Origin of the sequence: Dyadobacter sp. BHUBP1 (assembly GCF_050587785.1) — a bacterium.
Taxonomy (GTDB): domain Bacteria; phylum Bacteroidota; class Bacteroidia; order Cytophagales; family Spirosomataceae; genus Dyadobacter.
On record NZ_JBOBIH010000001.1, the window covers coordinates 661,480 to 682,223 of the forward strand.

Annotated in this window: 17 protein-coding genes; 6 read left to right on the top strand and 11 right to left on the bottom strand. The window is 49.6% G+C overall.

Annotated features, from left to right (window positions below; genetic code table 11):
- Positions 1-70 precede the first annotated feature (70 nt).
- Positions 71-934 carry a hypothetical protein gene (locus tag ACQ4MZ_RS02850; protein WP_430842747.1) on the top strand — a complete coding sequence of 288 codons (864 nt, stop codon included), beginning with the start codon at positions 71-73 and terminating at the stop codon, positions 932-934.
- Positions 935-1,063: 129 nt separating this feature from the next.
- Here the strand turns inward: ACQ4MZ_RS02850 and ACQ4MZ_RS02855 are convergent, their stop codons facing one another.
- The 6 genes from ACQ4MZ_RS02855 to ACQ4MZ_RS02880 all read right to left on the bottom strand — a co-directional run bounded on the left by ACQ4MZ_RS02855 (position 1,064) and on the right by ACQ4MZ_RS02880 (position 10,076).
- Positions 1,064-4,171 carry an efflux RND transporter permease subunit gene (locus ACQ4MZ_RS02855; RefSeq protein ID WP_430842749.1) on the bottom strand — a complete coding sequence of 1,036 codons (3,108 nt, stop codon included), beginning with the start codon at positions 4,169-4,171 and terminating at the stop codon, positions 1,064-1,066.
- Positions 4,172-4,411: 240 nt separating this feature from the next.
- On the bottom strand, positions 4,412-5,500 hold the full coding sequence (locus ACQ4MZ_RS02860) for an efflux RND transporter periplasmic adaptor subunit (protein WP_430842751.1): 1,089 nt from the start codon (positions 5,498-5,500) through the stop codon (positions 4,412-4,414).
- Positions 5,501-5,553: 53 nt separating this feature from the next.
- Positions 5,554-6,801 carry a TolC family protein gene (locus ACQ4MZ_RS02865; protein ID WP_430842753.1) on the bottom strand — a complete coding sequence of 416 codons (1,248 nt, stop codon included), beginning with the start codon at positions 6,799-6,801 and terminating at the stop codon, positions 5,554-5,556.
- Between the two features lie 89 nt (positions 6,802-6,890).
- Complete coding sequence (locus tag ACQ4MZ_RS02870) at positions 6,891-8,258, bottom strand: ATP-binding protein (protein WP_430842755.1); 1,368 nt, start codon at positions 8,256-8,258, stop codon at positions 6,891-6,893.
- 6 nt (positions 8,259-8,264) lie between these two features.
- Positions 8,265-8,951, bottom strand: coding sequence for a response regulator transcription factor (locus ACQ4MZ_RS02875; RefSeq protein ID WP_430842757.1), 687 nt, complete (start codon positions 8,949-8,951; stop codon positions 8,265-8,267).
- Between the two features lie 87 nt (positions 8,952-9,038).
- A complete protein-coding gene (locus tag ACQ4MZ_RS02880; RefSeq protein WP_430842759.1) occupies positions 9,039-10,076 on the bottom strand; it encodes an App1 family protein in 1,038 nt (345 codons plus the stop codon).
- Between the two features lie 45 nt (positions 10,077-10,121).
- On the opposite strand from ACQ4MZ_RS02880, the gene ACQ4MZ_RS02885 reads away from it, so the two are divergent.
- The 3 genes from ACQ4MZ_RS02885 to ACQ4MZ_RS02895 all read left to right on the top strand — a co-directional run bounded on the left by ACQ4MZ_RS02885 (position 10,122) and on the right by ACQ4MZ_RS02895 (position 13,800).
- Positions 10,122-11,018 carry a diacylglycerol/lipid kinase family protein gene (locus ACQ4MZ_RS02885; protein WP_430842761.1) on the top strand — a complete coding sequence of 299 codons (897 nt, stop codon included), beginning with the start codon at positions 10,122-10,124 and terminating at the stop codon, positions 11,016-11,018.
- Between the two features lie 293 nt (positions 11,019-11,311).
- Positions 11,312-12,463, top strand: a complete 1,152-nt coding sequence (locus ACQ4MZ_RS02890) for an alpha/beta hydrolase family protein (protein WP_430842763.1) — start codon at positions 11,312-11,314, stop codon at positions 12,461-12,463.
- A 2-nt stretch (positions 12,464-12,465) separates the two neighbouring features.
- Positions 12,466-13,800: a GntP family permease gene (locus ACQ4MZ_RS02895; protein ID WP_430842765.1), complete on the top strand. Its 1,335-nt coding sequence runs from the start codon at positions 12,466-12,468 to the stop codon at positions 13,798-13,800.
- A gap of 684 nt (positions 13,801-14,484) precedes the next feature.
- Here ACQ4MZ_RS02895 and sucC read toward each other — a convergent pair.
- Positions 14,485-15,708 carry an ADP-forming succinate--CoA ligase subunit beta gene (sucC, locus tag ACQ4MZ_RS02900; RefSeq protein ID WP_430842767.1) on the bottom strand — a complete coding sequence of 408 codons (1,224 nt, stop codon included), beginning with the start codon at positions 15,706-15,708 and terminating at the stop codon, positions 14,485-14,487.
- Between the two features lie 85 nt (positions 15,709-15,793).
- Here sucC and ACQ4MZ_RS02905 point away from each other — a divergent pair, with 85 nt between their 5' ends.
- Positions 15,794-16,465 carry an ABC transporter ATP-binding protein gene (locus ACQ4MZ_RS02905; protein ID WP_430842769.1) on the top strand — a complete coding sequence of 224 codons (672 nt, stop codon included), beginning with the start codon at positions 15,794-15,796 and terminating at the stop codon, positions 16,463-16,465.
- A 79-nt stretch (positions 16,466-16,544) separates the two neighbouring features.
- Here the strand turns inward: ACQ4MZ_RS02905 and groL are convergent, their stop codons facing one another.
- Together groL and ACQ4MZ_RS02915 are read right to left on the bottom strand one after the other, a co-directional pair.
- Positions 16,545-18,176 carry a chaperonin GroEL gene (gene groL, locus ACQ4MZ_RS02910; protein WP_430842771.1) on the bottom strand — a complete coding sequence of 544 codons (1,632 nt, stop codon included), beginning with the start codon at positions 18,174-18,176 and terminating at the stop codon, positions 16,545-16,547.
- A 53-nt stretch (positions 18,177-18,229) separates the two neighbouring features.
- Entirely contained in the window at positions 18,230-18,526 is a 297-nt protein-coding gene (locus ACQ4MZ_RS02915) for a co-chaperone GroES (RefSeq protein WP_015812198.1), read from the bottom strand.
- 228 nt (positions 18,527-18,754) lie between these two features.
- On the opposite strand from ACQ4MZ_RS02915, the gene ACQ4MZ_RS02920 reads away from it, so the two are divergent.
- Positions 18,755-19,462, top strand: coding sequence for a hypothetical protein (locus ACQ4MZ_RS02920; RefSeq protein ID WP_430842774.1), 708 nt, complete (start codon positions 18,755-18,757; stop codon positions 19,460-19,462).
- Between the two features lie 76 nt (positions 19,463-19,538).
- On the opposite strand, the gene secG is transcribed toward ACQ4MZ_RS02920, so the two are convergent.
- Together secG and ACQ4MZ_RS02930 are read right to left on the bottom strand one after the other, a co-directional pair.
- Positions 19,539-19,949: a preprotein translocase subunit SecG gene (secG, locus tag ACQ4MZ_RS02925; RefSeq protein WP_430842776.1), complete on the bottom strand. Its 411-nt coding sequence runs from the start codon at positions 19,947-19,949 to the stop codon at positions 19,539-19,541.
- A 112-nt stretch (positions 19,950-20,061) separates the two neighbouring features.
- Positions 20,062-20,715 carry a hypothetical protein gene (locus ACQ4MZ_RS02930; RefSeq protein ID WP_430842778.1) on the bottom strand — a complete coding sequence of 218 codons (654 nt, stop codon included), beginning with the start codon at positions 20,713-20,715 and terminating at the stop codon, positions 20,062-20,064.
- Between the last annotated feature and the right edge of the window lie 29 nt (positions 20,716-20,744).

The window sequence follows — 20,744 nt, forward strand, 5'->3', positions numbered from 1 at the left end:
CATTAGTGGAGCATTTTCATGCAACGATCGGGCCTGAGCGCGCGTAAGGAGAGAAAAAAGGAGCACTTCTATGAAATCCATTTTTACGATCCTCTTCTTTGCCGCATTTCTCCAGACCCGGGCCCAGGATGCGGATTACTATCGCAAAAGCTACACGAGGCCTATTGGTGCCAAGCCCTATAATACCGAATCGTTTCTCAAGAAATTTGGCGATGTGAAGGTCCATGACCGCTGGTATGTGGGCGTGAGTGGTTTTGTACGGAACGATAAAAACACGATCGACAACGATTTTGACGAATTGATAGGTACCGAGTCACCGACGGTTTCGGCTTGGGGTGTGACCGCTGGGTGGGTTTTCAAAGAACAATGGAATGTAGAGCTGGAATACGATCGCTCGGCTATTCATAATGTGTTGATGATCTACGGAGATAATCCCCTGAAATATCAGATGGAAAACGATAAAAACAGCCTGATTGTACGCGGAAAAATGCGGCTGCTTTGGGGGAGACCTTGTGTTCGTAAATCGGCATTCTGGATCAGCGCAGGCGCGGGGCTGGTACCTAATTCGGGTAAATCAAAAGATTACATGGAATTCTCGGGCTACCGCGAAAAGGGACGCCGGCAGGGAGTGGACACCCTGTTCATGTCGAGTGACACACGCATTGCCAAATCCATGACAGGCCTTGTGGAAGCGTCGGCCGAGTATGTGATCAAGGTAGCGAAATCGATCGATATGTCGCTTTTTGCCCGTAAACAATGGGGGATGGGTAATTCTCTCACTACCGACCTGATATACAAAGTGAACGGCGTGGAAACGGAGCGTGCGCGGATTGAAGGCGATGGTTCCGGCTGGAACTTCGGGATTTCACTCCGCTATGTGTTCCACATCGGCTATGATTTCTCCAATCTGAACCAGGGTAGTGGGAAAATATGAGCAGGCCTCTGGCCGGTCGGATGGTCGAGACCGGCCAGAGGCCTGCAAATAGCGTGTTCGAACGTGGTCGTTCCAACGATCGTTATGCACTTCGACCGTCCGGCGGCCCGGTCTACTCAGGCTGAAAGATCATGTATATTTTGAAACCTTGATTTTCCGGTTGAAGAAGCCGTAAATGATCGGGAAAACTAATAGCGTGAGCACGGTGGCGGTGATCAATCCGCCGATTACCACGATTGCCAACGGTTTCTGGGTTTCGGAACCAATGCCTGTGGAAACTGCCGCGGGTAGCAAACCAATGGCCGCCATCAACGCCGTCATGATCACCGGCCTGATGCGCGATTTTACCCCTTCCCTGATCGCCTCGTCCAGCGTCATTCGTGCAGCAAGGTTTTTGTTGAATACGGAAATCAATATCACCCCGTTCTGAACGCAGAGGCCGAAAAGGGCTATAAAACCTACCCCCGCGGAGATACCGAAGTTCATATGCGTGACGTGCAGAGCGAGGATACCACCTATCAGTGCGAAGGGCACGTTGATCAGCACCAGCCCGGCATCTTTGGCATTGCTGAACATGATGAACAGCAAAATGAATATCCCTACCAGGCTGATCGGTACCACTTGCCCTAACCGCGCCGTAGCCCGTACCTGGTTTTCGAACTCACCCGACCAGCTTACGGAGTAACCCTTCGGCAAACTAGAAAGCAGAGGCTTCACCTTCGATTGCGCTTCGGCGATGGTACTGCCGAGGTCGCGCTCCCGGACGGAGAATTTTACGCCGATAAAGCGCTTATTGTTGTCACGATACACGAATGCGGGACCGGTAACGGTGCGGATCGTTGAGATCTCTTTCAAAGGAATTTTACCTCCTGTGAGCGTCGGTACCATCAGTTGCTGAATATCGTCAACGGTGCGGCGGTATTGCTGCTCATAGCGCAGACGAATGTCGAATTTCCGCTCACCTTCGTACAGAATAGACGCCGTTTTACCCCCAATCGCCATTTCGATCACCGCTTGCGCGTCGGCAATGCTTACGCCGTACTGCGCCATTTTGTGGTCGTGCAGGATCACGCTGATCTCCGGCTGGCCGATATTCCGCAGAATACCCACGTCTTTGATCCCCGGCACGTTCTTGATCGCTTCCAGCACCTGGTTGGCTTTGTTGTTCAAGGTTTCGAGGTCGTCACCGTAAATTTTGACCGCATTACTTGCATTCATACCTGCCACTGCCTCGGCCACGTTGTCGATAATCGGTTGCGAATAGTTGTAGTTAATGCCCTGGAACTGTTTCAACTTAGCGTCCATTTCCTCGATCAGGTCATCCTGGCTGATCTTACGTTTCCATTCTTCTTTCGGTTTCAAATTCACCTGCATTTGCACATAATAGAAACCCGACGGATCGGTACCGTCATTGGAGCGGCCGGTTTGGGATAATACCCCATTCACTTCCGGGAATTCGTTCAGTTTGGCCCGAAGGGTGGTCACCATTTTGGTGGTTTCGGCCAGGGAGCTGCTCATCGGCATTTTGGCTTCCACCCACAAAGCGCCTTCGTTGAGCGTTGGGAGGAACTCGGTACCGAGGAATTTGGCGGAGAAGAGTGTGACGCCCAGGAATGCAAATGCGAAGATAACGCTCAGTTTTTTGCGCGCATAGCACCATTCAAATCCCCTGGTCACTGTGTTGTCGAAAAAGCGGACGACCGGATTGCTCTTTTCACGCACATTCTTTTTCAGCAAAATTGAGCATAGCACCGGCACCAGGGTAAGCGTGTAAAGCAATGCCCCCAGCAATGCAAAACCAAGTGTGTAGGCCAGTGGCGTAAACATTTTGCCTTCCACTTTCTGAAAACTGAAAATGGGTATCAATGCGGTGATAATGATGAGCTTGGAGAAGAAAATGGCTTTCCCCAGCTCGCCGCCGGTGCGTTTGATAAGCCCGAGTTTCGATAGCTTGTTGAACCGGTCCATGCCGTTCCTGTGCGCCAGGTGATCAAGGGCCACGAATATTCCCTCTACCATGACCACGGCGCCGTCGATGATGATCCCGAAGTCGATCGCACCCATGGAGAGCAGGTTAGCCGACATGCCCTTCAATTTCAAACACATAAATGCGAATAGCAAAGCAAGCGGAATGATAATCGACACAATGACGGTCGTGCGCCAGTCGGCCATAAAAATGAACACGATCACGGTCACGAGCACGATCCCTTCCACGAGGTTATGCTTCACGGTGTGCGCACAGAACTCGATGAGGTTGTCGCGGTCGTAGAATGTGACCATTTTGACGTCGGGAGGAAGGATTTTGGTATTCAATTCTTCAATTTTTTCCTTCACCCGCGCCAGTACTTCGCTCGGGTTTTCGCCTTTTCTTTGAACCACAATCCCTTCCACAACGTCGTCATTGCCATCGAGTCCCACCTGACCCACGCGAGGCATGTCCGATTCCTTCACATCGGCCACATCCTTCACCAGGACCGGGTTATCCTTCACATATTCTACAATTATGTTCTGAATGTCGGGAATGGAGTTCAGCAGCCCGATTCCGCGTACTACGTATGCCTGCCCATTCTTCTCAATCACGTCCCCGCCGACATTGATATTGCTTTTCGTAACAGCCTGGTACACTTCCAGCGGGGTTATGTTATATTTCACGAGTTTGGTAGGGTTTACCTGCACCTCGTAAATCTTGTCGCGGCCTCCGAATGCAACTACATCGGCCACGCCGGGCACGCTGCGGAGCTGGCGGTCGATCACCCATTTGTGGAGGGTAAGCAGTTCGCGGCTGTCGCGGTCCTTGCTTTGTAATGTGAACCTGAAAATCTCGCCGGTTGGGCCGTAAGGCGGCTGCACGTCGGGCTCCACGCCATCGGGCAGCGACACGGTGCGAAGCTGGTTGTTAACCTGCTGTCGTGCAAAAAAATCCTCGACGCCATCGTCGAAAATGATTTTGACAATGCTCAAACCGAACATGGTCGTGCTCCGCACATTGGTTTTTTGCTGTACGGAATTCATCGCAACTTCGATCGGTACCGTTACGAAACGCTCTATTTCCTCGGCACTGCGCCCGTTCCATTGCGTGACGATGATGATCTGCGTGTTGGTCACGTCCGGGAACGCTTCCAAAGGGGTGTTCTGGTAGCTGACAATGCCCGAAATGATGAGCAGGCCTGTCATGAAGAATATGAAGAACCGGTTCTTGAGCGAAAAGCCCACGATGCCTCGGATGAATTTGTTCATGAGTCAATGATTGAATGACTGAATGACTGAATGATTGAATGACTGAATGATTGAATGTGTGAATGACTGAATGATTGAATAAGTGAATGATCAAGGATACTAGCGATAGCTGAATGATTGAGCGAATAAAATCTAAGAATGAAAGATGTCCTCAGGCAAGCACATGTCCCTATTCAGCCATTCATTCATTCGGTCATTAAATCAATTATTCGGTCATTCAGTCATTCAATCATTCAAAATTCAATCATTCAACGCGTCATAAACCAGCAATTGATTTTTCGAAATAATCGCTTCGCCGGGCTTCAAACCATCGCGTACGTACGTCGTGTTCGCGAGGGAACGGTAGACGTCCACGGGGCGCGTTTCGATTTTGGTGCGGCTGTGGTAGACCATTACCCAGTTCTTGCTGCGGTCGAAAATGACCGCTTGCGATGGGATCGCCTGCATTTGCTCGCCTTCCTCGAAGTTGAGCGTGACGGTCGCGTGCATTTCCGGTTTGAGTTTGAAACCTACATTCTGCAACTGTATGCGGATTTTCATGGCCTTGGTATCAGGGTCCAGGACATTGTAGATCTTATCGACCTTCCCTTTGAATACCTCGTCCGAAAAGCTGATCGTGCGCACTTCCGCAGGCATACCCAGCTTCACACGCGGGATGTCGCTCTCATTCACATTGGCCATGACCCACACATCGGCGATCTGGCCGACTGTGAACAGGCTTTCGGAGTTATCCGAGCGGAGCTGCATGCCGCGGTTCACGTTTTTGTCGATAATGAAGCCATTGATCGGCGATTTTACCGTATAGTTGGTGGATTTACCTAAACCATAGATCGAGAAAACCTCTTTCATACGGTTCAGCTCTGCCTGTGCTTTGTCTACGATCTGACGCGCAGAGATCACGTCCCGTTCCGGTACCAGTTTGCTTTCGAACAAATCTTCGGTCGAGGACAGGTTTTTCTGCGCAATGAGCAAATCGGACTGCGCCTGGATCATCTGTCGCTCGAAATCGGCCACTTCGCCGGAACGGATCGTGGCCAGTTTTTGGCCTTTACGGACATTATCGCCGAGCTCCACATCTACTTCATCCACATTGCCACCTACCAGCGGATACACTTTAATGACCTGATTTTCGTCAGGGACTACTTTACCCACCAGCGTGAGCTCGTTACGGACCGGCTCGGTGCGCACCGTATCGATTTTAATGCGGCTCATCATCGTATCTGAAAGCATAAATGCCTTCGACTCGTCGTTTTCGGTCTTCTTTTTTTCGCAGGAGGTCAGCCACACGGCCAGAGCGGCCAGCACGACAACATACAGTGAATTTTTCATTGGGAAATGCATTAATGGCAATGCCGTGAATAAGTTATGTTCAGTTTGAATGGTTAGTTGAATAGCTCTTCGCCAACGACGTAGTTCAGCTCCTCGTAGACCTTGATGCGGTCGGCTTGGAGGCGGTTATATTCCTTGATGCTCTCGTTGTAGGTCTCGATGAAGTCGATGAATTCCAGCAGCGAGATGTTCCTTTTCTGAAAGTTGTCGTAAATACCGTTGCTCAGGAGCTGGAACTGGTCGGTGAACTGGCCTTCGACACTTTGGAAAGCCTTATCGGCAATACCTACTTTTTGAACGGCGGCATCGACTTCGTTGCTTACCGCATTCTGTTTGGCATTTTCGGCCGTTTTATAGTAGCTGATGCTGCTTTTTGCTGCGCGGATATTACCCTGGTTTCGGTTAAAGAAGGGCAACGCAATGGACGCATTCAAGCCGAAGTAGTTGTTCTGGTAATTGCTGGCCTGGTCGTACACGGCGCCTACCTGCACATCCGGTTTGGCCAAAGCTTTTTGTAATGTGTAATTCAATTCTGCCTGCTTCGTCTCCGATTGCGCCACTTTCAAATCCGCCCTGCTTTGCAATGCCTTTTCTTTCAATGCAGCCACATTGTAGCGATCGAGGTGATAGCGCTGGATTTCGGTGCTGTCGACGAGCGATTTAACGGGCCGGTCGGTGCTCAGCAAAGTGCGGAGATCGCGCTGGTTTTCCTGCAATTCAAAAAGGATATTGGCCCGCTCATTGGTCAACTCGAAGAGCAGCGCTTTGAGGCGTACCACTTCTTTAAGCGAGATATTCTTGCGGTTATATTCTTTGTCGAATGCATTGACGGTCGTGGTAAGCGTTCCGATCTGATTGTCGTACAGTGCGATCGTCCGTTCGAGGTAATACGATTCGAAGAAGATTTGCCGCAGCTCGAATTTCAATGTGCGGATGAGGTTGTAGAACTGAAATTCGGTTTTACGGGTCGACTCCATGTCCAGCGCCACCTGCTTGTTGCGCTTGCCCGCGCGTGTGATAAGCTGCTGGATCGTGAATGCTTTCTGGCCGTTCCTGCCCACGTCGAGCGCGCCGCGCGAAGGATTATAGGCACTGATTTCGACGCCGAAAGTGGGGTTGTTCCAAAGCTTATCCTGGATTTCGATCGACTTCGCAATGTCGATCTGGTACTTTTCGGCCAGGATTTCAAGATTGTTTTGCAAAAACAGGCTGTCGGCCTGCCGGATCGAGAGCCGCAGCGTATCTTGTGCGTGTAAGGCGGTTGTCAAGAGTACTAAGAGCCCGGTGAGGTAGGTTCGCATAATTTCCGTGTTAGAATGTGCGATATTCCGACACCGGTATTACACCAGCCTTAAAATAACCTTAGAAAAAAATTAGAATGACCGGCGCGTCAGATGTGGTGCAGCTGGACCTGAAATTCGCTGCCGTTGCCGACCTCGCTGGTTACGGAAATGGTGCCATGGTGCAACTCCACGATCCGCTGGCAAATGGAAAGCCCGATCCCGAATCCGGGAAGTTCAGTCGCATTGGACGACCTGAAAAACGGATTGAAAATATGCGGAAGGTCCTCTTCACTGATCCCTATGCCTCGGTCGCGGACTTTTACAATGCATGATTTATCGTCGGAGGAGATCAGTATCTGCGCGCTATGGTCGGACGAGTACTTGCAGGCATTGTCGAGCAGGTTAGTGAGCACTCTTTTGAGCAATTCCTCATTGCCTTCGATCACGGTTTGATTTTCATTCTCGGGAATGGTCTCGTAGTCGATTACCACATTGTAATCGGGGTGGGAAGAGAGCAACTCCTCTTTGGCCAGAAACGCGAGATCCTCGATATGGATATGCGTCATTTTCATGTTGCCCATATTCTCGTACGAGCGCGCGAGGAAAAGCAGGTTGTTGGTAATGCTGATCAGTCGCTCTGTATCCGAAAACAGGTTCGCAAAGACCTCTTCAATTTCAGGATTATCCTTGTTGAACCGCTGTCCGAGCTGGATTTCGGATTTCAAAGCCGCTAACGGCGTCCGGAGCTCATGAGAGGCGTGGGATACGAAGCTTTTTTGTTGCTCAAATGCCTTGTTGAGCCGGTAAAGTACTGTATTAAAGTTAATCGCAAGCTGAGCGATTTCATCCTTTCGGTTCCCCTCGTCGAGCTTTTGGGACAAATTCTGGGCCGTAATGAGCGATACCTGTGCATTGATCCGACTAATGGGTTTCAATGCATTGCCCGCAAAATAAATTCCCAGTCCGATCGTCACCGCGATTCCCGCCAGCAACCCCCAGCCCAGTGTGCTTCTCAGATTTTGCAGCTTGCTATGCCCGAAAGTATCGTAAGCCGACGCTAGTACTACCAGCGGTTCATCGCCTTCCTGGTAGAGCAGCCCGATCACCTCGTTCTCGCCCTGGTGAAACTCCATGTACTGTTTCTCGCGCACTTCATTCAGCAGCGATGTGTGGTAAGTAAGTAGCTTGTCGTCGACGCTGGAATAGATCAGCTCGTTTCTGGGATCGAAAATCAGCACTTTTTCGTCCAGCATTTCCGAAAGCGTGTTCTGGTCGATGGCTTTGAGCAGGTCCTTATCAATCCCTTTCACCTTCACGAGCAGGCGGCAGGTCGTACGAGCACGGCTGCGCAGGCGATCGTAAAATTCTTCCTGGCGGTAATGTTCAGAGACACTGTAAATGGCAATGGAGAACAACAGCAGCACCCCCGCTACCAGGAGCGTGAATTGGAGGGCGATGCGGTCTTTAATCTTCATGGGAGGTTATTCTTCTTTCATAATGTAACCCATGCCCGGTCGGGTGTGGATGAGCTTGGTAGGAAAGTCCTTGTCGACTTTTTTTCGCAAATAATTGATATACACCTCCACCACATTAGTCCCGGGGTCGAAATTGAGGTGCCATACGTGTTCGGCCAGGTCCATTTTGGAAACCACGCGTCCGCGGTGCAGCAGGAAATATTCCAGCAATGCAAATTCCTTGGCTGTGAGGTCTATGATGTTGCCTCCCCGCTTCACCTGCTTAGTGCCGAGGTTCATTTCCAGGTCGGCGATGCGCAGAATTTTGTCGGAAGTTTCGGGATTCAAAAGGTCGGACACGCGTAATGCCGCATTCACCCTGGCGAGTAACTCCCTGAAGTCGAATGGTTTCACAATGTAATCGTCCGCGCCGCTGTTCAGCCCTTCCACCTTATCCTCGATTTCCCCGAAAGCCGTCAGCATGATAATGGGCAGCGACGGTTTGTAGATCCTGATCTGCTGACAAACGTCGTAGCCCTTCATACCTGGCAGATTTACGTCCAGCAACACCAGGTCAAACTTCTTTTCTAGGGCCATTTGCTTGCCCGTAATGCCGTCATAAGCAATCTCCGCCTCGAAATTCTCGGCGGCCAGTCCGCGGAAAATATTCTGCGCGATCCTGCGGTCATCCTCAACGATCAGGATTTTTTTCATGTTTATTCCAAAAAAGGGAGAGGTCAAGTTACGAAAGTGCTGAAAAACGCCAAAAACAACCGGCAGATAATCTGAAGCCCTGAAATGTCAGGAAACGGCTTTTTCCACAATTTCCTTCACTTCCGGTTCGGCGGGCGACTGGAAAACGATGCCGTGATCGAGGGAATGCATAATCGCCTTGTTGCTGTGTGCGAAGTAGCAGGTATCGATACCTAAGTCCTGGATGTTTTTCAGCAATGCCGTGGCGTCGGGCTTAGCCCGCCGGCGCGTCTGGCGCATGTACACCGCGCGGATGCTTTGCGGGAATGTGCGGCAAATTTCTTCGTAAATCTCCGGGTCTTTCTGGGAATCGTCGCCCAGTAATATGAACTGCAATTCGGGGTAAAAATTGATGATATTGTGGATTTTCCGCAACTTGTGCTCATGGGATCCGCTGCCCGTCATCACAAAGTCGTCCAGGCCCGATTTGATTTTTTTTAGTTTTAAAACAGCTTTGGGCAGCCCATTGAGCTCCGCGAACCGGACAATCATGTCATACAAATTCCACTCACTGCTCGACACATAAAAGAAGATGTTGCTATCCTTATGCGGGTGCGTGCGGCTCGCGAACGAAAGCAGCTGGTAATGCTTCACCACGTCGTCGAAGGGCTTGCGCGCCTGCACGTTTTTGGATAGTAAAACAAATAACTTCTTGAAGGAACGGCGACTATGCGAGATCAGGAATGTGTCATCGATGTCAGAAATGATGCCGTAAGAGCTTTTGTAAGGCATGAAAAACTCCTCCGAGCTCTCGGCGTGGTACTTTTTGCCATTCATTTCGTCGTCCAGCGTTACACGGTAGGTATGCCAGCCGCCCGGCATTTCGGCATCAAGCGGCACCTGGAAGCGGAAATAGCCGTCGGCTTCGGCGGTCGTTTCAAAGGTCTTTTCTCCCAAATGCAGGATAATCTTCAAAAACGGAATAGTTTTAATGGAGAAGAGCTCGATGATGGTTTTGGCGTAGCGAAAGCCACGTCGGGTATATTTCCGGTCACCGGAAGGGTATTTTTTTACCACATGACCAAACACAACGAGTTCCTTTTTGTTGGCATAGCCACGGTATAATTTTAAGTCACAACGTTTCATAACTATCTTTATCCTCCACGACATCAGGTCCCTAATTTATCGAATATGTCTTCACAACCGAAAGTTTTGCTGGTAGTAAATCCCATTTCCGGGGACGTGAACAAGGACGTAATTTTTGAAAGGGTTATTGAAAAATCGGAAGCCGAGGGCTATGATTTGCGCATTTACACCACCACCGGCGACGACGATCAGCAGACCATCCGTGAAATGGTTGAAAATATCAGGCCGGAGCGTGTGCTGGTAGCAGGCGGCGACGGTACTATTTCCATGGTCGCTCAGGCACTACACGGTACCGATGCGATTCTATGCATTATCCCGGCCGGTTCTGCTAATGGCCTTTCCGTGGATTTCGGCCTATCCGGCTCCATTGATCAGGCGTTGGAAGTGGCATTCGGAGGTACAGTTTCTACGATAGATGCTGTATCAATTAATGGCGAAATCAGTCTGCATCTGGCAGATATCGGGTTAAATGCATTGCTGGTTAAAAACTATGAGGACAGCGACACCCGAGGCAAACTCGGCTACGCCCGGGAAATGCTGCGCACGCTGAGCGAGCACGAAAACTTCGATGTAAGAATTACAACCGGCGATGAAGTCCTTGAAACCGAAGCTTTGATCGTAATCATTGCCAATGCTAAGAAGTACGGCACAGGTGTGAGTATCAATCCGATAGGGGATATGTGCGACGGTTTTTTCGAGCTGGTGATTGCTAAAAAGCTGGATTTCATTGAAACCGCTAAAATCCTCGCCGGCAGCACCGACTTCAACCCTGAGATCATGAAAGTCATTTCCGTAGAAAAGGCGAAGATCGAATGCGTGCAGAAAGCAGCACATTTCCAGATCGACGGGGAATATAAGGGGCTTGTGAAAGATTTGGAAGCGGTGATATTGAAGGAGTATGTCAAGGTCGCGATTCCGGTTGGGTTGAGGGAGGAGGTTTGAGGGGCAATTTTTGACGGTATACGGTGAAGCTCGAATAACGGTACTTCGCGATGAAAACGCAGCTCCGGAGGGGCTCCCTGTTTATAGCAACCACGATTATATAGCAGGTTTTGGCCCCGCCGGGGCCTCCTGGTTTAGCAATGCTATGGGAACATACAGGACACCCCGCTGGGGTGTAAATATTTATAATATGCTATTTTGCTATAAACAGGGCGGCCCTCCGGGCCAATTATGGGCGTATTGTAACAGTATTCTCTTCGCATGACATGCTTTTCTGACCAAACTGCATTCCTATGAAAATCGCATATACCATTCTTTTCAGCATTCTCGGTTTCACATCGGCCGTGCAGGCGCAACAAACCGAACTCTGCCAGGGCGCCTATTTTACCGAAGAACAAGGGAAGGAATTCCTCGAAAAACATGTCCCGACTTCCCGGGTAGAATGGGAAGCCCGCGCCGCGCAAATCCGCCAGCAGATCCGCAACGGCATGGATTTGCAGACATTGCCGGAAAAGCCGGGCTCGAAACCCATCATTCATTCCAAAAAGCAAATGGATGGCTATACCATCGAAAATGTCGCATTCGAAAGTATGCCCGGCATCTACATAACGGGAAATTTATACAGACCATTGAAGCAGCAGAAATCCTACGCTGCCATCCTCGCGCCGCACGGGCATGGGGAGAACCCGCATGGGCGCTTCCGCGAGCAAACGCAGAAGCGCTGCGCCACGCTCGCACGTATGGGCGCGATCGTGTTCGTGTGGGACATGATTGGGCAGGGTGATGCCAGACAATGTGAGCACAAAATGGCCAAAGCACTGAAATTGCAGACGATCAACAGCATCCGCTCGCTGGATTTCCTGCTATCCCTTCCCGGCGTGGATCCGAATCGCGTGGCGTGCACGGGTGAATCGGGTGGGGGAACACAGACGTTCCTGCTCACGGCATTGGATAACCGTGTGAAGGTGTCAGTACCTGTGGTGATGGTTTCCGCCTATTTCTTCGGTGGCTGCGTGTGCGAAAGTGGTCTGCCTATCCACAAAAAGGGTGAATATCAAACCAATAATGTAGAAATAGCCGCATTAGCAGCCCCACGCCCGATGATCATGATCTCGGATGGCGGCGATTGGACGAAGAATACGCCGGAAGTAGAATATCCCTTCATGCAAAAAATCTATTCGCTTTATAACAAAAAAGATAACCTCGATGCCGTGCATTTGGCTAATGAAAAACACGACTATGGTCCATCCAAGCGAAAAGCAATGTATGCGTTCATGGCCAAACATCTGAAACTCGATTTGAAAGCTGTGACGAATAAAGACGGCCAAATTGACGAGGAACCGGCCAAAGTACTCGAACAGAAAGACCTGGCCGTTTTCGACGCCAGCCATCCACGCCCGGCCAATGCGGTAATGGGCGACGAAGCGGTGCTTAAACTTCTGTAAGCATGATATTCGTCATCGTACTGGCTGCCATTGCGTTTATTGTTCTGAGTTCCACGGTATTGAAAATGCATCCACTCGTTGGGTTGCTGCTGGCGGCGCTGGGCGTCGGTGTTTTCGCAGGCTTGCCAATTGATAAACTGGCTGAGACGATTGGTAAAGGCTTTGGAGAACTAATGTCCAAAATAGGATTGATGGTGATCCTCGGCTGCGTGATAGGCGCCATTCTCGACAAATCCGGTGCGGCCATTAAAGTGGCGGATGTGATTTTGAAATTGTTCGGAGAAAAGCGGCCCGCATTTGCGATGTCGGTGATTGGCGGGATCGTAGGCATACCGGTTTTTTGCGACTCGGGGTTTATTATTTTGCATAAACTTAATCAGATCGTCGCGAAGAGAACCGGTAAGCCGCTTGCAACTATTGCATTATCACTCTCCGGCGGGCTTTTTGCGACGCATACATTAGTCCCGCCAACGCCCGGTCCATTGTCCGCCGCCGGTAATCTCGGCATTCCGGATTCTATCGGACTAGTCATTATCATTGGACTCACTGTGTCCATTCCCAGTCTGTTCTTATCCACCTGGTTTGCCGGGAAATACGCTAAAAATGTAAAACTGATTGAAGACGCAGCCGTGGAAGAGCCGCAAATGATCCAGGAGCAGCTGCTACCTCCCGCGTGGAAGGCATTTACGCCCATTGTGCTGCCGATATTACTCATTACCCTGGCCTCGTTTGCCAAAATCCTGCATTTCCCGGAAGAATTTACGCGCTGGCTGAGCTTTCTCGGCAGCCCGCTGGTTTCGTTCCTGCTGGCGATATTTTTCAGCTATTCGCTGTTTCCCGAAAATGCCTCACAACGCATGATGGCTTGCTTCAAAAGTGGTATCGAGCATTGCGGCACCACGCTCGTGCTTGTGGGCGCGGGAGGTGCATTCGGTGCGATTTTGAAGGAAACTTCTTTGAAGGATATGGTGAGCGAATGGCTGTTGCACAATGAAATGTCGGGAGGGTACCTGTTGGTGATCGCCTTTCTGATCGCCGTTTTTTTCAAAACTGCCCAGGGCTCGACGACCTCAGCCATGGTACTTACCACGAGCATCCTGGCGCCATTACTGGCATCGCTCGGTTTTGTAACGCCCGTTCAAATAACATTGGTAGTAATGGCAGTAGGCAGCGGCGCGATGATCGTTTCACATACGAACGATGCCTGGTTCTGGGTCGTATCGCAGTTTACCGGCATTTCGGCTAAGGATACCTACCGTACGCATACGATTCTGACAGGCTTGCAGGGCGTTGCGAGTTTTGCGGCGACAATGGTTTTGTATTTCCTTATCGGGTAGGGGAGGCGTCAGATATTGTCAGGCGGTCAGGTATTGTCAGATATTGTTTTTCTTTCGACGTTGACAACTCTGCCCGTGCTCTGTATTACAAATCTTGCGGTGCTCTGCACCTTGGGGCGATTAATTAACGATTGTTAGTTCTACAAATCTTACGGTGCTCTGCACCTTGGCGCTTCCATATACCTCATTCGGTCAGCTACAAATACTACGCTGTGCTACACCTTTCGATTTAATTAGCAAAGGGCGGAGTGCGTCGCAATATTTGCAAGATTGGACGTGATATATTAAAGCGTAAACGTAAAGGTGCAGCGCACCGTAAGATTTGTAGGTTTGTAGATAAGCATGGAAAGGTTTGTCGGAACATACCCAGCATTACAAATCTTGCGGTGCTGCGCCTTTCAATTTAATTAGCAAAGGCCAGAATGCCGCAATATTTGCAAGATTGGGCGTGGTATATTAAAGCGTAGACGTAAAGGTGCAGCGCACCGTAAGATTTGTAGATTTGTAGATAAGCATGGAAAGGTTTGTACGGAACGTACCCGCATATTTCCATAGTTGACCAGGCAGATAAAACGAATGTCACCCTGAGCGCAGCCGAAGGGTATTTGCATCACGCATTTACCCATCGATGGCGCTCAGGGTGACATTAACGTTTTAATATTACGTCAGCCCTGAGGCAGTTTCCTAAACACCCAGCTCAGCCAACACCTCAGAAACCTTAGCAGCAGCTTCTTTGAATTCGATCGCTGAATATACTTTCAGACCGGATTCGTTGATGATGCGTGCGCCTTCTTCTGCGTTGGTTCCTTGCAGACGAACGATGATAGGCACAGGGATTTCGCCGATGGCTTTGTAAGCCTCAACCACACCCGCAGCAACACGGTCGCAGCGAACGATACCGCCGAAGATGTTGATCAGGATCGCTTTTACGTTCGGGTCTTTGAGGATGATACGGAAACCTGCTTCTACGGTACGTGCGTTTGCGCCGCCGCCTACGTCGAGGAAGTTGGCAGGCTCACCGCCCGAAAGTTTAATCAAGTCCATGGTGGCCATTGCAAGACCGGCTCCGTTTACCATACAGCCTACGTTTCCGTCCAGTTTCACGTAGTTCAGGTTGTTGGCACCGGCTTCTACTTCCAAAGGATCTTCTTCGTTGGTGTCGCGCATTTCGGCCAGTTCAGGGTGACGGTACAATGCATTGTCGTCCAGATCCACCTTGGCATCTACGGCGAGGATTTTGTTATCGGATGTTTTCAAAACCGGGTTGATTTCGAACATCGACGAGTCGCTTTCCACGTAAGCTTTGTATAATGCGGAAATGAATTTCACCATTTCTTTGAATGCATCACCTTCCAGACCCAGGGCAAATGCCACTTTACGTGCCTGGAACGGCTGCAATCCAACCTTAGGATCGATCCATTCTTTGATGATTTTCTCAGGGGTGTGTTCTGCCACTTCTTCGATGTCCATACCGCCTTCGGTGCTGGCCATGATCACGTTGCAGTTTCTGCCGCGATCCAACAGGATCGACAGGTAATATTCTTTCGGCTCGGTAGGGCCTGGGTAGTATACGTCTTCTGCAATCAGGACTTTGTTTACTCGCTTGCCTTCTGCACCGGTTTGGTGCGTTACCAATACTTTACCCAGGATGTTGTTGGAGATGGTCCTGACATCTTCAACCGACTTAGCCAACGCCACACCGCGCTGCTCGCTGCCGACGATACGGCCTTTGCCACGGCCACCTGCGTGGATCTGGGATTTTACAACATACCACTTGGTGCCTGTCTGCTGGCTGAGCTCACGTGCAACTTCTACCGCCTTATCCGGAGTGTCGGCTACGAGGCCTTCCTGAATACGCACACCGTATTTTTTAAGAACGCTTTTGCCTTGATATTCGTGAATATTCATGAGTATAAAAGTAAATTGGTATTTTCACGGCAAATTAAGCATTTAATCAAAACGGGCGAGTTTTCGGCGCAATTATCTTTTCAATATGGAGCTACTTCGGGCGAGCGGGATCAGGCGTACTTACGGTTCATTGCAGGTTTTAAAAGGCATTGATCTGGAAGTGAAAAAAGGAGAGGTAGTAGCCATTGTCGGGCCGTCGGGTGCAGGCAAAAGCACCTTCCTTCACATCCTCGGAACGCTCGACCGGCCGGAACATGGCGAAGTGTTTATTGAAGGTATTAACGTGTTTACACAGAAGGATAAAGAGCTCGCGCGCTTCCGCAACGAGAAGATCGGTTTCATTTTCCAATTCCATAACCTGCTTGCGGAATTCACGGCTTTGGAAAACGTTTGTATGCCGGGTTATATCAATGGTAATGTCAATGAAAAGGACATTCAGGCCCGCGCGAAAGAGTTGCTGGAACTGCTGGGCCTTGGCGGACGGATGGACCATTTGCCTTCCCAGCTCTCCGGAGGTGAACAGCAGCGCGTTGCTGTCGCCCGTGCATTGTTGAACCGGCCGGCCATTGTGCTAGCGGACGAGCCAAGCGGTAACCTCGATTCGCATAATGCATTGGATTTGCATCAGTTGTTTTTCAAACTGCGGGACGAAACGGGGCAGACTTTTGTCATTGTGACGCACAACGAAGAGCTGGCCGAAATGGCGGATAGGAGATTGGTCATGCAGGACGGGTTAATGGTCCAGCATTTGGCATAAATCATTTCAATACCACAAAAAACCGGCTGCCAGTTACCTGACAGCCGGTTTTTATATGTTCCGAAGAAACGGAGGTCGATTACATCATGCCGCCCATTCCGCCGCCGTGGCTGTGGCCACCTGCTGCAGGAGCTTCTTCTGGTTCGTCGGCGATAACGCATTCTGTTGTCAACAACAGACCAGCGATAGATGCTGCGTTTTCGAGTGCCAGACGAGATACTTTCTTAGGATCGATGATACCAGCTTCCAAAAGATCCTGGTAGGTGTTGTCTTTCGCGTTGTAACCGAAGGCACCTGAACCATCTTTCACTTTGTTGATCACAACTGAAGGCTCGCCACCCGCGTTAGAAACGATCGTACGCAATGGAGCTTCAAGCGCCGTGCGGATGATGTTAATACCGGTTGTTTCATCTTCGTTTGAACCTTTCAGATTGTCAAGAGAAGCAGTTGCGCGGATGAACGCTACACCACCACCTGCAACGATACCTTCTTCCACCGCAGCGCGTGTTGCGTGAAGGGCGTCATCAACGCGGTCTTTTTTCTCTTTCATTTCAACCTCGGTAGCAGCACCGATGTAAAGGATAGCTACGCCGCCAGACAATTTGGCGAGACGCTCCTGAAGTTTTTCGCGATCGTAGTCAGATGTAGTGTTTTCGATCTGCGCTTTGATTTGGTTAACACGTGCCTGGATGTCTTCAGATGCGCCGCTTCCGTTAACCAAAGTGGTGTTGTCTTTGTCGATAATCGCTTTTTCGCAAGTACCGAGGTAATCCAAAGTAGCGTTTTCCAGTTTGAAACCACGCTCTTCGCTGATAACGGTACCGCCGGTAATGATAGCGATATCTTCCAGCATTGCCTTACGACGGTCACCGAAACCAGGAGCTTTAACAGCTGCTACTTTCAATGCACCACGGATTTTGTTTACTACCAATGTAGCCAGTGCTTCTCCATCAACGTCTTCTGCAAGGATCAGCAAAGGACGGCCGGTTTGTGCAACTGCTTCCAACACAGGAAGAAGTTCTTTCATAGAAGAAACTTTCTTCTCAGAGATCAGGATGAACGGACGTTCCAGTTCAGCTTCCATTTTCTCGGTGTTGGTTACGAAGTATGGAGACAGGTAACCACGGTCGAACTGCATACCTTCCACAGTTTTAACTTCTGTTTCAGTTCCGCGAGCCTCTTCAACGGTGATAACGCCTTCTTTACCTACTTTTTCCATCGCTTCGGCGATCATGTTACCGATCTCCTCGTCATGGTTGGCAGAGATAGTTGCAACCTGAGCGATTTCTTTGGAAGTAGAGATGTTTTTCTTTTGGCCTTCCAGATCTTTCACGATAGTAGCAACGGCTTTGTCGATACCACGTTTCAAATCCATTGGATTAGCGCCAGCAGCTACGTTTTTCACACCGATCGAGTAGATCGCCTGTGCCAATACAGTAGCAGTAGTAGTACCATCACCCGCTGAATCAGCAGTTTTCGATGCTACTTCTTTCACCAGCTGAGCTCCCATGTTTTCGATAGGATCTTTCAGGTCGATTTCTTTGGCAACAGTAACACCATCCTTTGTGATGCTTGGAGAACCGAACTTCTTGTCGATTACCACGTTACGGCCACGTGGGCCCAATGTAACCTTAACGGCGTCAGCCAGGGTGTCCACACCGCGCTTTACTTTATCGCGTGCTTCTGTGTCAAAAAATATTTTCTTAGACATAATTGTTAATAATTTGAACTTTAAGAGAAACTATTGAATCTGAGTGTTTTAGATTAACCTACGATGGCGTAGATATCCGACTCGCGCATAATCAGGACGTCTTTTCCTTCATATGCCAATTCAGTGCCTGAATACTTACCGTACAAAACGGTATCTCCAACTTTTACTGTAAGCGGCTCGTCTTTTTTACCGGGGCCTACTGCCAGTACGGTACCACGCTGCGGCTTTTCTTTTGCAGTATCAGGGATAATGATACCAAATGCTGTTTTTTCTTCGGCTGGGGCAGGTTCGATCAGAACGCGGTCAGCTAGCGGTTGTACATTCACTTGTATTTCTGCTAAAGTTGACATAAATATTAAACGTTTATTTTAATTGTCAGTAATGATTAGACTCCATCCCGGATAGCACAATCTATGCCAGGTGTCCCTGCTCTGACATTTTTTCCGGGTAGTGTGACAAATTTGTACTCCTGGGTGGCGTTATAGTACTATAATGTCATTTGTGTGTCAGAAATGCTGAAATCTTGCTTTCAGCGAGGGAATTCACTAAATTTTATCGACACCAAATTGAAAAACCCTATGTCAGAACTTGATAAAAACTGGCTTACCGAAGGAATTTTTGATTTTGAATACAAGAAATATGTGCTGATGGCGTACTTCCAGCACGTTCGGGACCAGTTCACACACAACCGGTTGCATCCTTGTCTGCCAGAATTGAAGCTGCACCTTGATACTTGTGTCAGCATCCAGAATAATAAAAGCAGGATCAGGACCAGTTTACCCAAAAATCTGACAGGTATCGACGTCAAGACCTGGCAGTTGCAGTACGAGGAGACGCACCAGGACGATTCATTCATGTCCGACCTGAATTATATCCTCGATTTCGCCATTCCGCGTTTTTCCAAATCCATTGAAGAGGGCTCGGAACGCTTTTCAGAAGTCGAAGAGAATGTGAAAGTTTCGCCCGTAGGCATTGTGCCGCTGCACCTGCAGGAAGGTTACCTGCTGTTTTTGCATACGTTTCAGCCGCTGGTGAGTATTTTTCAGTATCAGCTCGCATTGTACAATGCACTGAAGGAGCGTTACCTGAAAACTGTCTACGTCGACACCGTCCGCATTGGCATCGGAAACACGGTCTCTCAAATTAAGGTCGACCTTACGAAAAGGAATCGGGAGATGCCGAACCCGGCGACGTACGTAGTGGAATCCAAATACGACTATCCTTTGCAGGAAACGCTGTTGCCAGTGGCGGAGCGGCTGATGCTGCGGGAGATTAATGTTGCTTAAATGTGCCTTTAAACAAGGGAGCAAAAAAAAATCCTGCGATGTTCGTCGCAGGATTTTCTTTTCAGGCCATGCCCGCTTATTTCTTAGCAGTGTCGGCAGGTGTAGCAGCTGGTGTTTTAGTGCCGGCAGGAACAGCCTCGCCTGCCGTGGGTGCGGCGCCTTCCGTTGCAGCCGGTGCCGGAGCGATTTTACCGCCTGGTACTACTGCATTCTGAGCTCTTTCCACGTTCACACTGTTGATACCGGCGCCGGCGTTAGAACCGCCCACCATAATATAAGAAGCCAGTGAAATGATGATCACCGCGCTTGCCAGACCCCACGTGATTTGTTCGAGTAGATCGGTAGTTTTTTTAACACCAAACATTTGGGTAGTTCCTGCGCCGCTAAATTCGCTTGAAAGCCCTCCACCTTTTGAATTTTGGACCAAAACGACCAAAATCAACAATACTGCAACAATGGCAACCAGAATAATTAAACCCAAATACATGTTTTAAAGAATTTTGAATGACTGAATTTTGAATGACTGAATGTGTGTGAATGTGCAATCAATGAACTACTACCTGACCTAATGACTTCCTGACCTAATGACTTTGAACTCACTAAGACCGGGCGTATAATTCACTCAATTTTTTCGCAAAGTAATTCCTTTTTTCCGGTTTTTTCAAAATCAATTTTTGATAGACATCTATTGCCCTTTCAATTTTGCCCTGCCGGATGAGGATGTTGGCAAACGCTTCGGTTTCAATGCTTCCTTCTGTTCCACCGGCTAACCGGCTGCTGAGATCTATATTGATAGGTTCCAGATTGTTGTCCTGGCGGGTAATGCGCGGATTCTTTTTCATGAAACCCTGGATGATCTGCTGCTGGCGGCGCTGCTCTTCGGTGCGCTGCAATTCGGCAGAAGCCTGCTGCTCAACAGTACTAATTAAAATGTCGTCGCTATCGAGTGGTTCGGGCGTTACCTGGGGTTCAAGAATGTCGTCAACGTCCACAGTAGCGTCATAGCGCTCATTGTCGCTCTCCACGAGTTGCTGCAAGGCCACGCGGCTGAGTGCGTAGGCGGCGGCGCGGGGGCGGGTTTCTTCCAGCTTTTCGGTACCGGCGAGGCTAGATGCCTTGGCGAGCATCGAGTAGGGGATCTGGCAATACGGAAATGCCTTGATCGTGGCTTCCAGCTGCGGGATCACATCTGCCGTAATCAAGCCTGGGTTTTTCACCAGTTGATCAAATGTTTCCTTATCGATGAGCGCCATATTCCGGGTTGTATTGAAAAAATTGAGTT